Origin of the sequence: Pseudomonas sp. HMSC066A08, assembly GCF_001813025.1 — a bacterium.
GTDB lineage: Bacteria > Pseudomonadota > Gammaproteobacteria > Pseudomonadales > Pseudomonadaceae > Pseudomonas > Pseudomonas aeruginosa.
Genome location: NZ_KV811341.1, coordinates 2560 through 17922, shown reverse-complemented (window position 1 = coordinate 17922; position 15363 = coordinate 2560). Strand labels below are relative to the sequence as shown.

13 protein-coding genes are annotated in these 15363 nt (G+C 66.6%); all 13 read right to left on the bottom strand.

Features of this window, described 5'->3' with window-relative positions; all coding sequences use genetic code 11:
• Positions 1–11 precede the first annotated feature (11 nt).
• Positions 12–908 (bottom strand): CheW domain-containing protein, encoded by an 897-nt coding sequence (locus HMPREF2886_RS23275; RefSeq protein WP_033976251.1) that lies wholly within the window; start codon positions 906–908, stop codon positions 12–14.
• Between the two features lie 91 nt (positions 909–999).
• The gene (locus HMPREF2886_RS23270) at positions 1000–1788 is read right to left on the bottom strand and encodes a ParA family protein (RefSeq protein WP_003083092.1); all 789 of its coding nucleotides are present in this window, start codon (positions 1786–1788) and stop codon (positions 1000–1002) included.
• Positions 1789–1882: 94 nt separating this feature from the next.
• The gene (gene motD / locus HMPREF2886_RS23265) at positions 1883–2773 is read right to left on the bottom strand and encodes a flagellar motor protein MotD (protein ID WP_033976249.1); all 891 of its coding nucleotides are present in this window, start codon (positions 2771–2773) and stop codon (positions 1883–1885) included.
• 12 nt (positions 2774–2785) lie between these two features.
• Complete coding sequence (locus HMPREF2886_RS23260) at positions 2786–3526, bottom strand: flagellar motor protein (RefSeq protein WP_033972774.1); 741 nt, start codon at positions 3524–3526, stop codon at positions 2786–2788.
• Between the two features lie 88 nt (positions 3527–3614).
• A complete protein-coding gene (locus HMPREF2886_RS23255; RefSeq protein WP_042169432.1) occupies positions 3615–4721 on the bottom strand; it encodes a protein-glutamate methylesterase/protein-glutamine glutaminase in 1107 nt (368 codons plus the stop codon).
• A 53-nt stretch (positions 4722–4774) separates the two neighbouring features.
• Positions 4775–7036, bottom strand: coding sequence for a chemotaxis protein CheA (locus HMPREF2886_RS23250; protein WP_070748466.1), 2262 nt, complete (start codon positions 7034–7036; stop codon positions 4775–4777).
• A 201-nt stretch (positions 7037–7237) separates the two neighbouring features.
• Entirely contained in the window at positions 7238–8026 is a 789-nt protein-coding gene (locus tag HMPREF2886_RS23245; protein WP_033972777.1) for a protein phosphatase CheZ, read from the bottom strand.
• 19 nt (positions 8027–8045) lie between these two features.
• Positions 8046–8420 carry a chemotaxis response regulator CheY gene (locus HMPREF2886_RS23240; protein WP_003083073.1) on the bottom strand — a complete coding sequence of 125 codons (375 nt, stop codon included), beginning with the start codon at positions 8418–8420 and terminating at the stop codon, positions 8046–8048.
• A 101-nt stretch (positions 8421–8521) separates the two neighbouring features.
• Entirely contained in the window at positions 8522–9265 is a 744-nt protein-coding gene (gene fliA / locus HMPREF2886_RS23235; RefSeq protein WP_003083070.1) for an RNA polymerase sigma factor FliA, read from the bottom strand.
• Positions 9262–10104 carry a flagellar synthesis regulator FleN gene (gene fleN, locus HMPREF2886_RS23230; RefSeq protein ID WP_003083064.1) on the bottom strand — a complete coding sequence of 281 codons (843 nt, stop codon included), beginning with the start codon at positions 10102–10104 and terminating at the stop codon, positions 9262–9264. The genes fliA and fleN overlap by 4 nt, the downstream gene beginning before the upstream one ends.
• 137 nt (positions 10105–10241) lie before the next feature.
• The gene (flhF, locus tag HMPREF2886_RS23225; protein ID WP_023099769.1) at positions 10242–11531 is read right to left on the bottom strand and encodes a flagellar biosynthesis GTPase FlhF; all 1290 of its coding nucleotides are present in this window, start codon (positions 11529–11531) and stop codon (positions 10242–10244) included.
• Between the two features lie 83 nt (positions 11532–11614).
• Positions 11615–13738, bottom strand: a complete 2124-nt coding sequence (flhA, locus tag HMPREF2886_RS23220; RefSeq protein ID WP_033972778.1) for a flagellar biosynthesis protein FlhA — start codon at positions 13736–13738, stop codon at positions 11615–11617.
• 139 nt (positions 13739–13877) lie between these two features.
• Positions 13878–15230, bottom strand: coding sequence for a TPM domain-containing protein (locus tag HMPREF2886_RS23215; protein WP_070748464.1), 1353 nt, complete (start codon positions 15228–15230; stop codon positions 13878–13880).
• Positions 15231–15363 lie beyond the last annotated feature (133 nt).

The window sequence follows — 15363 nt, the reverse complement described above, 5'->3', positions numbered from 1 at the left end:
GAAGCTGTCTATCAATGGTCGCCGTGCAGGCGCTTGACGGCGCCGCTGGCGATCAGTTCGGCGAGCGCCGCCACATCCAGCAGCGCACACATGTGTTCGATGACCGTGCCGGCCAGCCAGGGCCGCTGGCTGCGCTGGCTGCGCCATTTCACCTCGGCCGGGTCGAGGCGGATCGAGCGGCTCACCTGGTGCACCGCCAGCCCCCACTCGTAGCCCTGGACCGAGATCACGTACTTGAGGCCGTCGCGATAGTCGTCGCGGTAGCGTTCGGGCATCACCCAGCGTGCGGTGTCCAACACCTTCAGGTTGCCCGCCTGCGACGGCAGGATGCCGAGGAACCAGTCGGGCTGGCCGAACAACGGGGTCAGCTCCTGGTTCTCCAGCGGATAGATCGAGCCGAGGCATACCAGCGGCACCGCCAGGGTCAGCCCGGCGACGTCGAACAGCAGGCACTCGAAGGGCTCCGCCGCCCAGGCCGGACGACCGTCGTCGAGCAACGGCAGGTCGAGCAGCGGCGGCTCGCCGACGCTCGCCGGGGCGCTCGGCACGCGCAACTCGATGACTTCGTGGGGCCGTGGCTCGACCGGCAACTCGCGCAACGTCGTCGGTTCGTCGAGCAGGGCCGCCGGCACCGGCGGAACCAGTCGCGCATCGCGGACCTGCTCCTCGAGCACCGCGGCCTCGAACTCGTCGAACCCGTGGTCGACCGGCAGCGTTTCCAGCGCCGGGACCGGGGCCGGTGTCGCCACTTCGGCGACCGCCAGCGCGACAGGCTTCAACGGCGCGGGCGCAGGCGCTGGCGGCGTCTCGACGGGAGGTTCCAGGTCCTCGAAAGTGGCCTCCTGGAGCAACGCATCCAGGTAGGACTGCAAGGCCAGTTGCGAACGGGTGGCGGTGGCGGCGCTCATGTGGGTATTCCGCGACAGGGGTCTACAACGGTTATCGGCCGCACTCCGGTGCGGCTTGAATGCGCCTGTCGGCGCGGCGACCGGCGTGCCATCAGGCCACCCGGGTGGCCGGCTGCTGCGCCAGCAGATGCTTGAGCAAGGCGCGGTAGGCGATCACCCCGCGACTCTTGCCGTCGTGCTGCGACGGCGTGACCCCGGCCCGGCTGGCATCGCGCAGGCGGGTATCGATGGGAATGAACGCCTGCCACAGGTTGTCCGGGTAGTTCTCGTTGAGAATCCGCAGCGTGCTCAGCGAAGCCTGGGTCCGCCGGTCGAACAGCGTAGGTACGATGGTATAGGGCAACGCCTGTTTGCGCGACCGGTTGATCATCGCCAGGGTGTTGACCATCCGCTCCAGCCCTTTCACCGCGAGGAACTCGGTCTGCACCGGGATCACCAGGTGCTGGCTGGCGGCCAGGGCGTTGACCATCAGCACGCCGAGCAGCGGCGGGCTGTCGATGATCGCATGGTCGAAATCCTGCCAGAGCTGCGCCAGGCTCTTCGAGACCACCAGGCCGAGACCGCTCTTGCCCGGCGACTGGCGCTCCAGGGTGGCCAGCGCGGTACTCGACGGCAGCAGGGAAATGCGTTCGTTGCTGGTGCTGCGCAGCAGCGAGGCCGGCAGCCCCTCGGGGACGTTGCCCTGGTGCAGGAACAGGTCGAAGGCGCTGTGCTCGAGGGTGTCCGGGTCATAGCCGAAATAGCTGGTCATCGAGCCGTGGGGGTCCAGGTCGACCACGACCACGCGCTTGCCGGCATCCGCCAGCAGGCCGGCCAGGGCGATGGACGAGGTGGTCTTGCCGACCCCTCCTTTCTGATTGGCGACTGCCCAGACTTTCATTGCTCTACTCTTCCTGGCATGGGTCTACCCGGTTGGGGCCGCACTAATGGCCAGTTCGGCCCCGGCGCCCGTACGCAAACCATGGTTCGCACGCTCATGGCGAAGGCGACGGGGAATTGACGGTTGCCGGCGCGGGCGCCGGCGTACCGCCAGTATCTGCAGCTTGCGTGCCAGTTGCCGAGCCTGCGTGGCGAAGCGCCGAATCCGGCTGCGCCTTGCCGCTGCCGACCCCGCTGACGCTGCGCCGTACCTCCAGGTTGCGCGAGATCACCAGCACCACCCGGCGGTTCTTCGCCCGCCCCTCGGCGCTGGCATTGTCCGCCACCGGCTGAAATTCACCATAGCCCACCGCAGCCATCCGCGACGGCTCGACCCCATCGTTGCCGAGCAGGCGGACGATGCTCGCCGCCCGCGCCGCCGACAGTTCCCAGTTGGTGGGATAGCGCGGGCTATGGATCGGCACGTCGTCGGTGAAGCCCTCGACATGGATCGGGTTCTTGTAGGGCGCCAGGATCTTGGCGACCTTCTCGACGATATCGAAGGCGGCATCGTTGGGCAGCGCATCGCCGCTGGGAAACAGCAGGCTGGAATTGAGAGTGATCTCGATCCACAGCTCGTTGCCGCGCACGCTCAACTGGTCGGAGGCGATCAGGTCACCGAAGGCGCTACGTACGCTGTCGGCGATCCGCTCCAGCGAGTCGGCGCTGGCCGCGTTGTCGCTGGGCTGCTCCTCGACGCTGGTGCGCTCCGGCTCGGTGGTGCGCGGCCGCTCTTCGCCGATGGGAATCGGCTTCAACGAGCGGTCGGGCTGGTTGAACACGCCGGTGAGGGTCTCCGAAAGGATCTTATACTTGCCCTCGTTGATCGAGGAAATCGAATACATCACCACGAAGAAGGCGAACAGCAGGGTGATGAAGTCCGCATAGGAAACCAGCCAGCGTTCGTGGTTCTCGTGTTCCTCCTGGTGGCGACGGCGGCGCTGCATGCTCGGCTCCGGTCAGTCCATGAAGCCTTGCAGCTTCAACTCGATGGAACGCGGGTTCTCGCCCTCGGCGATGGACAGCAGGCCCTCCAGGAGCATCTCGCGGTAGCGCGACTGGCGCAGCACCAGGGTTTTCAGCTTGTTGCCGACCGGCAGCAGGAGCAGGTTGGCGAAGCCGACGCCATAGATGGTGGCGACGAAGGCCACGGCGATGCCGCTGCCGAGCTGCGCCGGGTTGGCCAGGTTGCCCATCACATGGATCAAGCCCATTACCGCGCCGATGATGCCGATGGTCGGCGCATAGCCGCCCATGCTCTCGAACACCTTGGCGGCCTGCAGGTCGCGACTTTCCTGGGTGAATAGGTCGACCTCGAGGATGCTGCGGATGACTTCCGGCTCGGCGCCGTCCACCAGCAGTTGCAGGCCCTTGCGCGCATAGGGATCGGGCTCCGCGTCGGCGATGCTCTCCAGGCCGAGCAGGCCTTCCTTGCGCGCGGTCATGCTCCAGGAGACGATCCGGTCGATTCCCCCGGAAAGATCCTCGCGCGGCGGGAAGAACACCCAGCCGAGCATGCCCAGGCCGCGCTTGAGCACGTTCACCGGGGTCTGCAACAACGCCGCGGCCAGGGTGCCGCCGATCACGATCAGCGCCGCCGGACCGTTGAGCAGGGCCCCCGCGTGGCCGCCCTCGAGAAAGTTGCCGCCGACGATGGCGACGAACGCCAGGATGATCCCGACCAGGCTGAGCACATCCATCAACGCGTCCCCTCGGCTCGGCGAAGGCGCGCGCAGCTCGTCACGTGGGTGGCCATCGAAGGCAGTCTCCTCATTCCTGCACGCACGCTTACTGGCACGCCTCGACCAGGTGCCGGCCGATGTCATCGAGCCCGTACACCGCGTCCGCCAGGTTGGCCTTGACCACGGCCATCGGCATCCCGTAGATCACGCAACTGGCCTCGTCCTGCGCCCACACCTGGCTGCCGCCCTGCTTGAGCAGGCGCGCACCCTCGCGTCCGTCGGCGCCCATGCCGGTGAGGACCACCGCCAGGACCTTGTCGTTGTAGGCCTTGGCCGCCGAGCCGAAGGTCACGTCGACGCAGGGCTTGTAGTTCAGGCGTTCGTCGCCGGGGAGGATGCGCACGGTGCCGCGGCCGTCGACCATCATCTGCTTGCCGCCCGGCGCCAGCAGCGCCAGGCCGGGACGCAGGATGTCGCCGTCCTCTGCCTCCTTGACGTTGATCCGGCACAGCTTGTCGAGGCGCTCGGCGAAGGCCTTGGTGAAGGCCGCCGGCATGTGCTGGATCAGTACCAGCGGCGCCGGGAAGTTGGCCGGCAACTGGGTCAGCACCCGCTGCAGGGCAACCGGTCCACCGGTGGAGGTACCGATCGCGACCAGCCGGTAGGCCTTGCGCTTCGGCGCCGCCGAGGTCGACGCCGGGGCCGGCGAAGCGCCGGCACCGGCGCGCGCGCTCGCGCCGACGCTGGAGGACGACGCCGGCGCATGGCTGGACGAGGTGGCCGAAGGCAGCGGCGGCAGGCTGATCGAGCGACGATTGCTACGGGCGATGGTCAGGACCTTCTCGCAGAGCAACTGGCGGACCTTGTCCGGGTTGCGCGAGATGTCCTCGAAATTCTTCGGCAGGTAGTCGACCGCTCCGGCGTCCAGCGCATCCAGGGTCACCCGCGCGCCCTCGTGGGTCAGCGAGGAGAACATCAGGACCGGGGTCGGGCAACGCTGCATGATGTTGCGCACCGCGGTGATGCCGTCCATCAGTGGCATCTCGTAATCCATGGTGATCACATCGGGTCTCAGGGCCAGCGCCTGCTCGATGGCCTCGCGGCCATTGGTGGCGGTGCCGACCACCTGGATCTGTCCATCGGCGGAGAGAATCTCCGAGACACGGCGGCGGAAGAACCCCGAATCGTCCACCACCAGGACTTTGACTGCCATAGCTACTCCTCAGAGGGCGACGCTCCTGCGCCGCCGGAAACCCATACGCGGCGTCAGATGCGCCGTGCGTAACGCTTGAGCATGCTCGGCACATCGAGGATCAGGGCGATGCGCCCGTCCCCGGTGATGGTGGCGCCCGCCATGCCGGGGGTGCCCTGCAACATCTTGCCGAGTGGCTTGATCACCACTTCTTCTTGTCCCACCAACTGGTCGACGACGAAACCGATGCGCTGGGTGCCGACCGACAGGATCACCACGTGCCCCTCACCCTGCTCTTCGTGGGCCGCACTCGGCACCAGCCAGCGCTTGAGATAGAACAGTGGCAAGGCCTTGTCACGGACGATCACCACTTCCTGGCCATCCACGACATTGGTGCGCGACAGGTCAAGATGGAAGATTTCGTTGACGTTGACCAGCGGGAAGGCGAACGCCTGGCTGCCCAGCATCACCATAAGGGTAGGCATGATCGCCAGGGTCAGCGGCACCTTGATGACGATCTTCGAGCCGGACCCCTTCTGCGAGAACACGTTGACCGTGCCGTTGAGCTGGGAAATCTTGGTCTTCACCACGTCCATGCCGACGCCGCGGCCGGACACATCGGAAATCTCGGTCTTGGTCGAGAAACCCGGGGCGAAGATCAGGTTGTAGCACTCCAGGTCGGTCAGGCGGTCCGCCGCATCGCGCTCCAGCAGGCCCTTCTCCACCGCCTTGTTGCGCAACACCTCGGCGTCCATGCCCTTGCCGTCGTCGGTGATCATCAGGAGGATGTGGTCACCCTCCTGCTCCGCCGACAGCACCACCTGGCCGACCCGCGGCTTGCCGGCGGCCTCGCGCTCCTCCGGACTCTCGATGCCGTGGTCGACGGCGTTGCGCACCAGGTGCACCAGCGGATCGGCGAGGGCCTCGACCAGGTTCTTGTCGAGGTCGGTCTCTTCGCCCACCAGCTCCAGGTTGATCTCTTTCTTCATGTTCCGTGCCAGGTCGCGGACCAGGCGCGGGAAGCGGCCGAAGACCTTCTTGATCGGCTGCATGCGGGTCTTCATCACCGACATCTGCAGGTCGCCGGTGACCACGTCGAGGTTGGCCACGGCCTTGGCCATGGCCTCGTCGCCACTGTTCAGGCCCAGGCGCACCAGGCGGTTACGCACCAGCACCAGCTCGCCGACCATGTTCATGATCTCGTCGAGACGCGCCGTATCCACCCGCACGGTGGTCTCCGCTTCGCTCGCCGCCGGCCTGTCGGGCGCCGCCGGACGCGCGGCGGCGGCCTTGGCCGGAGCGACCGGTTTCGCCGCGGGACTCTTCGCCGCGATGTTCTTGGCTACCGCCGCAGCGGCCGCCACGGCCTCGGAGGCGCCGTTGAACTTGCCCTTGCCGTGCAATTCGTCGAGCAGCGACTCGAACTCGTCGTCGCTGATCTCATCGCCGCCCGCAGCGGCCGGCGCCTTGCCCTGCTCCGCCGGCGCAGCCGCTGGAGCCGCGGCAGCCGGTGCGGCGGGTGTGCCGGCGGCTTCCGGGACATCGCCGAACTTGCCCTTGCCGTGCAGCTCGTCGAGCAGCGCCTCGAACTCGTCGTCGCTGATATCGTCACCAGCGGCAGCCCCGGCCGGCTCGACCGCCTCGGCGGGAACTTGCGCAGGCTCGGCCGAGACCGCCGGCGGGACGAACTTGCCCTTGCCGTGCAACTGGTCGAGCAACGCCTCGAACTCGGCGTCGCTGATCTCGTCGCCAGCGGGAGCCGCGGGCGCTTCTGCAACGGCGGAGGCCGGCGCTTCGTCGCCCTGCAGAGCATCCAGCAACTGCTCGAACTCGTCGTCGGTGATATCGCTGGAGGCACTCTGCGCGGGCGCTTCCGGCGGCGGCGCAGGCTCGGCTGGCGGAACGGCCGCCGGCGACGCTTGCACAGGTTCCGCGGGCGCGGCGCCCTCGGGCTCGGCCAGGCGGGCAAGGGCCGCCAGCAGCTCGGGCGTCGCCGGGGTCGGTTCGGACTGCTCGCGCACCTGATCGAACATCGCGTTGACCGTATCCAGCGCCTGCAGCACCACATCCATCAGTTCGGAGCTGACGCGCCGCTCGCCCTTGCGCAGGATATCGAAGACGTTTTCCGCAATGTGGCAGCATTCCACCAGCGCGTTCAGCTGGAGGAAGCCGGCACCGCCCTTGACCGTATGGAACCCACGGAAAATGGCATTGAGCAGGTCCATGTCGTCCGGCCGGCTCTCCAGCTCGACCAGTTGCTCGGACAATTGCTCGAGAATCTCGCCGGCCTCAACCAGGAAGTCCTGGAGGATTTCTTCATCGGCGTCGAAGCTCATTCGGCTGCTCCCAGAGACGTGTTACTCGAAAGGATCGGCAGGACCGCTGTCCTGCCGGAAATACCGGCCCGGCGCTTCCGGACCGACTTCAGCCCGCCCGCCGGGATCACCGGCATGACGAAGGCTGTGCCGGCAGCCCGCGGATGCCAGCGTTCAATGCTTACTTAACGGCAGCGATGCCGCAGTCTTGAGCCGGGCGGGTCAGAAACCCAGGCTGGACAGCAGATCGTCCACGTCATCCTGCCCAGACACCACATCCTCTCGTTTTTCCGCGGCGACCTGCGGCCCCTCGCCCTTGGCCGAACGCTCCAGCGCGGCCTGGTGGCGCATGCTCACGTGGTCGTGCTCGATCCCGGCGTAACGGTCCACCTGGCCGGCCATCCAGACCAGCTTCACGAGGTTGCTCTCGACCTCGGTGACCAGCTTGGTGACACGCTTGATCACCTGGCCGGTCAGGTCCTGGTAATCCTGCGCCAGCAGGATGTCATTGAGCTGCGAGGACAACTGGCCGGCGTTCTCGCCGCTGCGCATGAGGAACTGTTCGATGCGCTTGGCCAGCTCGCGGAAGCCGTCAGCGTCGATTTCCCGGCGCATGAAGCGTTGCCACTCCTGGTGCAGCTCCCGCGAATCGTCGCCCAACTGGTTGACCAGCGGGGCGCTCTGCTCCACCAGGTCCATGGTCCGGTTGGCGGCCTTCTCGGTCATTTCCACCACGTAGGAAAGACGATCGGTGGCATCGGCGATCTGCGACATTTCCTGCGCGTGGGGGGAATGCGGGTCGATCTGGAAATCGACGATGGCGTTGTGCAGTTCGCGGGTCAGCTTGCCCACTTCCTGGTAGAGGCCACGGTCCCTGGCCTGGCTGAGCTCCTGGATCAATTGCACCGCCTGCTGGAAGTGCCCCCGTTCGAGACAGTCCACCAGTTCGCGCGCATGTTTTTTCAGGGTCGATTCGAATTCGTCGCCCGTGGAATCGTTACCAAGCACCATGACACCCTCTTGGCCGGCTTCAGCCGTTGACCCGCTCGAAAATCTTCTCGATCTTTTCCTTCAGGACCTGAGCGGTGAAGGGTTTGACCACATAGCCGTTGACCCCGGCCTGGGCCGCTTCGATGATCTGGTCGCGCTTGGCCTCGGCGGTGACCATCAGCACCGGCAGGTGCTTGAGGCGCTCGTCGGCGCGAACCGCGCGCAGCAGATCGATGCCGGTCATGCCCGGCATGTTCCAGTCGGTGACGAGAAAGTCGAAATTGCCGCTGTGCAGCATCGGCAGCGCCGTGGTGCCGTCGTCGGCCTCGGCGGTATTGGTGAAGCCCAAGTCCCGCAAGAGGTTCTTGATGATGCGTCTCATCGTGGAAAAGTCGTCCACGATGAGAATTTTCATGTTCTTGTCCAAGTAAACCTCCGTACAGACCAGAGCGCGCCCCAGGGGACGCGCCACACATTCTTTTGCGTTAACGGTTACAAGCTGCGGTCGAGGCCGGTTCAGGCCGACCGCCAATCGGCCAGGCGCGCGCGCAAACGCGCGGCGCACTGGCTGTGCAACTGGCTGACCCGCGATTCGCTGACGCCCAGTACCTCGCCGATCTCCTTGAGGTTGAGTTCCTCGTCGTAATACAACGCCAGCACCAGGCGCTCGCGCTCCGGCAGCTTGGCGATGGCATCCGCCAGGGCCGCCTGGAAACGTTCGTCGAGCAGGCCGTGGATCGGTTCGTTGTGGCTGAGGCTGGTGTCTTCCGGCAATCCATGTTCGCCGTCCTGCAACAGGTCGTCGAAGCTGTACAGGCGGCTACCCTGCGTGTCGCTGAGGATGCCGTAGTAATCTTCGAGGCTCAATTGGAGTTCGGCAGCAACTTCGTGATCTTTAGCGTCGCGTCCGGTTCTCGCCTCGATCGCGCGGATCGCGTCGGTCACCATGCGCGTGTTGCGGTGCACCGAACGCGGCGCCCAGTCGCCCTTGCGGACCTCGTCGAGCATGGCCCCGCGGATGCGGATGCCGGCATAGGTCTCGAAGCTGGCGCCCTTGCCGGCGTCGTATTTCTTCGCGGCCTCGAGCAGGCCGATCATGCCGGCCTGCATCAGGTCCTCCACCTGCACGCTGGCCGGCAGGCGGCCGAGCAGGTGATAGGCGATGCGCTTGACCAGTGGTGCGTAACGCTGGATCAGTTGCTCCTGGGAGTTCTGCGCTTGCGCCTTGCTATACATACGCACTCCAGAGGCCGCTGTCATACGGCCGAACCTGTCGCGGGGTGTTGGACCAGTCGTTCGACGAAGAACTCCAGGTGCCCGCGCGGGTTGGCCGGCAGCGGCCAGCTATCGACCTTCTGCGCGACCGCCTTGAAGGCCAGGGACGCCTTCGAGCGGGGGAATGCCTCGTATACGGCTCGCTGTTTCTGCACGGCCTTGCGTACCGACTCGTCGTAAGGGATGACACCTACATACTGTAGTGCGACGTCGAGGAAACGGTCAGTGACCTTGGTCAGTTTGGCGAACAGGTTGCGTCCTTCCTGCGGGCTGTGGGCCATGTTGGCCAGGACCCGGAAGCGGGTCATGCCGTGGTCGCGGTTGAGCAGCTTGATCAGGGCGTAGGCATCGGTGATCGAGGTCGGCTCGTCGCAGACGACCAGCAGCACCTCCTGCGCGGCGCGGACGAAACTGACCACCGAATCGCCGATCCCGGCGGCAGTGTCGACGACCAGGACATCGAGGTTGTCGCTGATATCGCTGAACGCCTGGATCAGCCCCGCATGCTGCATCGGCGAGAGGTGCACCATGCTCTGCGTGCCGGAGGCCGCGGGAACGATGCGCACGCCACCGGGACCGAGGAGGAGGACATCGCGCAGTTCGCAGCGTCCCTCGATCACGTCGGCCAGGGTGCGCTTGGGCGTGAGTCCCAGCAGGACGTCGACGTTGGCCAGGCCGAGGTCGGCATCCAGCAGCATGACGCGACGGCCGAGATCGGCCAGAGCCAGTGCCAGGTTCACCGACACATTGGTCTTGCCGACGCCGCCCTTGCCGCCAGTTACTGCGATCACCTGTACGGGATGCATGCTACCCATCTGCTTCATACCTTGTGTTGTCGTCTTCCCGGAACGCCCTTCCAGCGCTCTCCGGTATTGGCGGGAACGATGCGCCATCGCTCCCGGCCCGGCGGAAGCCACCTTCGCTTCCGTCACCCGCGCCACGCGCGGTTCTTCCCACGTCCTCAGCCGGCACGCCGCGCCGGTTGCTGGTAGAGCCCGGCGAACATCTCGGCCATGGCGTCCTCGCTGGGCTCTTCCGGTGCCTGCAGGCTCACCGCCCGGCTGACCAGTTGGTGACTGCGCGCCACCTGCAGGTCGTCCGGAATCCGCGGCCCATCCGCCAGATAGGCTACCGGGAGACGCTGGGCGATAGCCAGCGCCATCGATTCACCGAGGCTGCCCGCCTCGTCCAGCTTAGTCAGGATGCAACCCGCCAGCCCGCAGTGCCGATAGGTCTGGTAGGCCGACTTGAGCACCTGGCTCTGGCTGGTGGTGGCCATCACCAGGTAATTCTTCACATTCAGGCTCGGCGACGCCAGTGCCTCGAGCTGCATGCGCAATGCCGGGTCGCTGGCCGGCAGGCCGGCGGTATCGATCAGCACCATGCGCTTGCGCGCCAGCGGCGCCAGGGCCTGGATCAGCGACTGACCGGGATCGACCAGGGTCACCGGTACGTTGAGGATCCGGCCGAGGGTCTTGATCTGCTCCTGGGCACCGATCCGGTAGCTGTCCATGCTCACCAGCGCCAGGCTCTGGGCGCCGTACTTGAGGACGTAGCGCGCGGCCATCTTCGCCAGGGTGGTGGTCTTGCCGGCGCCTGCCGGGCCGACCAGGGCCAGTACGCCGCCCGCGTCGAGCGGGTCCTGCTCGGGGGTCTGCACGGCACGCGACAGGTGCGCCAACAGCATGCGCCAGGCCTGGCGCGTATCGCCCACCGCGGCGACCCGCTCCAGCAACGGCTTGCTCAGCTCCGCCGGCAAGCCCATGCGCTGCAGGCGCCGCCAGAGGTTGGCCTGCTGCGGACGCTGGTGCTGCAACTGGCCCCAGGCGATGGAACCCAGTTGTACCTCGATCAGCTCGCGCAGGCCGTTCAGTTCGAAACGCATTGCCTCGAGAGTCTGGCCGCCCGCCTGGGGCTTGGCCTGCGCCGCCGCCATGGACTCGGCCAGGGACGGACGCGCCGGCTTCTCCTCGGCGAACAATTGACGGTCCTTGCGCTGGTTTTCCGCCGGACGCGCCGTCAACTCGGCGCGCGCCTCGGCGATCCGCGCCTGGGTCTTGCGCAGCTCCACTTCCAGCGCCGGGTTGGGCTTGCTCGGCGCCGGCGGGGCCTGGTAATCCAGCGCCGCGGTCAGCTCGATGCCGCCGGCGACCCGGCGGTTGCCGAGAATCGCGGCGTCCGGACCCAGTTCGTCGCGGACCAGTTTCATGGCCTGGCGCATATCGGCGGCGAAGAAGCGTTTGACTTGCATTGCCCGAACCCCTCAGTTCAGTAGTCTTGCCGGCAACCTCAGGTTGCCCGGTGTGCCGGCCCTGGAGCCGGCGCAGCCCTCGTTCAGTTCTGTCCCACCGTCGCGACGATGGTGACTTGCTTGTTGTCCGGGATTTCCTGGTAGGCCAGCACATGCATGCTGGGCACCGCCATCCGCGCGAAGCGCGACATCATCGCGCGGATCGGTCCGGCAACCAGCAGGATCGCCGGCTTACCGAGCATTTCCTGGCGTTGCGCGCTCTCGATCAGCGAGCGTTGCAGCTTCTCGGCCATCCCCGGCTCCAGCAACATGCCGTCCTCGGAGCCTTGTCCGGCCTTCTGCATGCTGTTCAGCAAAATCTGTTCCAACCTCGGTTCGAGCGTGATCACAGGCAGCTCCGGCTCAAGCCCGACAATGCTTTGCACGATTGCGCGGGACAACGCGACGCGAACCGCGGCGACCATCGCGCCGGGATCTTGACTCCGCGGAGCGACGTTGGCGATGGCCTCGGCGATGGTACGGATGTCGCGCACCGGCACCTGCTCCTGGAGCAGCGCCTGCAGGACCTTGAGCAGGGTGGACAGGGAAATCAGCCCCGGCACCAGCTCTTCCGCCAGCTTCGGCGAGCTGCGGGCGAGCAATTGCAGGAGCTGCTGCACTTCTTCATGGCCCAGCAGCTCGTGGGCGTGCTTGTGCAGCACCTGGTTCAGGTGGGTGGCGACCACAGTGCTCGCATCCACCACGGTGTAGCCCAGCGACTGCGCCTGGTCGCGCTGGCCGGGCTCTATCCATACCGCTTCCAGGCCGAAGGCCGGGTCCTTGCCGGCGATGCCGTTGAGGCTGCCGAATACCTGGCCGGGGTTGATCGCCAGCTCGCGATCGGGATAGATCTCCGCTTCGGCCACGCTGACCCCCATCAGGGTCAGGCGGTAGGCGTTGGGCAGCAGGTCGAGGTTGTCGCGGATGTGCACCGAGGGCATCAGGAAGCCCAGCTCCTGGGACAGCTTCTTGCGTACGCCCTTGATCCGCGCCAGCAGTTGCCCGCCCTGGTTGCGGTCGACCAGCGGGATCAGCCGGTAGCCGACTTCCAGGCCGACCATGTCCACCGGGGTGACGTCGTCCCAACCCAGCTCCTTGACCTCCTGGGCGCGCTGCGCCGGTAGCAGCTCCTGCTGGCGCTGCACCTCCTGCTCGGCGACCTGCTTGGCCTTGTTCTGCCGGTGCCAGATCCAGTAGGCGGCAGCACCGGCCAGGGCGCCGAGGCCGATGAAGGAAACGTGCGGCATGCCCGGCACGGCGCCCATCGCGATCAGGATCGCCGCGGAAATCGCCAGCGCCTTGGGCGAGGCGAACATCTGCCGGTTGACCTGCTGGCCCATGTCCTCGGAACTGGAGACCCGCGTCACCATGATCGCCGCCGCAGTCGACAGCAGCAGCGACGGCAGTTGTGCCACCAGGCCGTCACCGATGGTCAGCAGGGCGTAGACCTTGCCGGCGTCGCCGAAGGACATCGAATGCTGGATCATGCCGATGGCGACGCCGCCGATCAGGTTGATGAAGAGAATCAGCAGGCCGGCGATGGCGTCGCCGCGGACGAACTTGCTGGCACCGTCCATCGAACCGTAGAAGTCGGCCTCCTGGGCCACCTCGCTGCGGCGCTTCTTGGCTTCCTCCTGCTCGATCAGGCCGGCGTTGAGGTCGGCGTCGATGGCCATCTGCTTGCCGGGCATGGCATCCAGGGTGAAGCGCGCGCTGACTTCGGAAATCCGCCCGGCGCCCTTGGTCACCACCACGAAGTTGATGATCATGAGGATCGCGAACACCACCACCCCGACCACGTAGTTGCCGCCGATCACCACTTCGCCGAAGGCCTGGATCACCTTGCCCGCGGCGCCATGGCCGTCGTGGCCGTGGAGCAGCACCACGCGGGTCGAGGCAACGTTCAGCGCCAGGCGCAACAGGGTCGCCACCAGCAGGATGGTCGGGAACACGGCGAAGTCCAGCGGCCGCAGGGCATACACGCAGACCAGCAGGACGACGATGGACAGGGCGATGTTGAAGGTGAACAGCACGTCCAGCAGGAATGGCGGGATCGGCAGGGTCATCATCGCCAGCATGGCCAGCAGCAGGACCGGCACGCCGAGGCTGCCGCGCCCCAGTCCCGCCAGGTTGCTGCGCACATTGCTGATCAGTTGCGTGCGATCCACTCTCGACTCCCCTGCCCTGCGTATGGCGCCCGTAGCTGGGCGCCGAACAAACTTTTGACGCCGGAATGCGCGTCGGACGGGTCATTGCAGGAACCGTTCCAACTTTTCAATTCATTGATTGAAAAAGGGTTTTCGCCAATCACCAACTACCGGAGGCGCCACCGCCGCCACTCGAGCCTCCGCCGCCGGAGAACGAGTCCGAAGACGAACTGGACGAACTCGACGACGAGGAAGACGAGGAACCCGATGAGCTAGCGTAATCGCCGCCGCGCCGACGCCCTCCCCCCGAGCCGCCGGCGCTGAAATTGCAACCGATGAGCAGCGGCAGGCAAGCGGCGGGCAGGATGATCAGCGCCTCGATGCTGTTCAGCGGGTCGTCCACCAGCAACAGCAGGCACTCCAGGGCCAGGGTCAGCAGCAGGCCGAGCAGGCCCGGCAGGTAGGCCCAGCGCCGCCCTCTGCGCAGCCCCTGCCAGGCACCGGCCAGCATCAGCAGGGTCAGCCCCAGCGAAAGCGGCACGGCCAATCCGTAATGGAGCACCGGCAGGCCATAACGGCCGTAGGCCCAGAACAACCCCAGCGCATAGAGCACAAGAATGGCGAAGAACCAGCGGGCACCGCGCGAATACTTGAGCAAGGCGCCGAAGCCGACGCCCAGGACCGCCACCATCTCCGCCAGCGCCACCATCGCCCCTGCCGGCCAGTGCCGCCCCAGCGCCAGCGCCGCAGCGAGCGCCACTACCGCACCCAGGGTCCAGTACCAGGCACGCGGACGTACCAGCAGCGCCACCCCGCCGAGAGCGCCGAGCAGGAATGCGATAGCCAGGGTCTGCCGTACCGCGCCGGGCTCCAGCGGGTCGCGCGGCGGCGGCGGCAACGCCTCGCCGTCGATCAGTCGCACCAGGCGCTGTGCCGCCGCTTCCAGACCGCCGGCGTAGTCTTGCTGACGGAACGCAGGGGTCATGTATTCGCGGATGATCCGTCCGGCATCGATGTCGGTGATCGCTCCTTCCAGGCCATAGCCGACTTCGATGCGCATGCGCCGGTCGTCCTTCGCCACCAGCACCAGGACGCCGTCATCGATCCCCTTGCGCCCCAGCTTCCACGCCTCGAAGACCCGCGTCGCGTAGGCCTCGATGCTGTCCGGATAGGTGCTGGGCACCATCAGGATCGCCACCTGGGCTCCCTTCCGGGCCTCCAGTGCGGCCAGGGAAGCTTCCAGGCGGGCACGCTCGGCGGAGCCGAGGGTCGCGGTAAGGTCGGTCACCCGCCGCGCCAGCGCCGGAACCTCCGCGGACTCGTAGCCCGCATCGCGCGCTGCCTCGGCCTCGACGCCGACCGCCGATGCCTCCACGGCCTCCTCCTCGACATCGGACGCTGCCACCGCGGCGGTGACCGGCACCGTCGCAGTGGCTACGGACGGCATCGCGGCGGCGCAGAGCAGCATGCCGAACAGGCGAAGCATGGCGAGATAACGCGTGATTGCAGACATCCTTGTCTCCGAATGAAATGAACGGGAACCCATTACCAACTGCCGGAGGCACCGCCTCCGCCGCTGGAACCACCGCCCCCGGAAAAGCCGCCGGACGACGAGGAGGAAGAGGAGGAAGAGGAGGAAGAGGAGG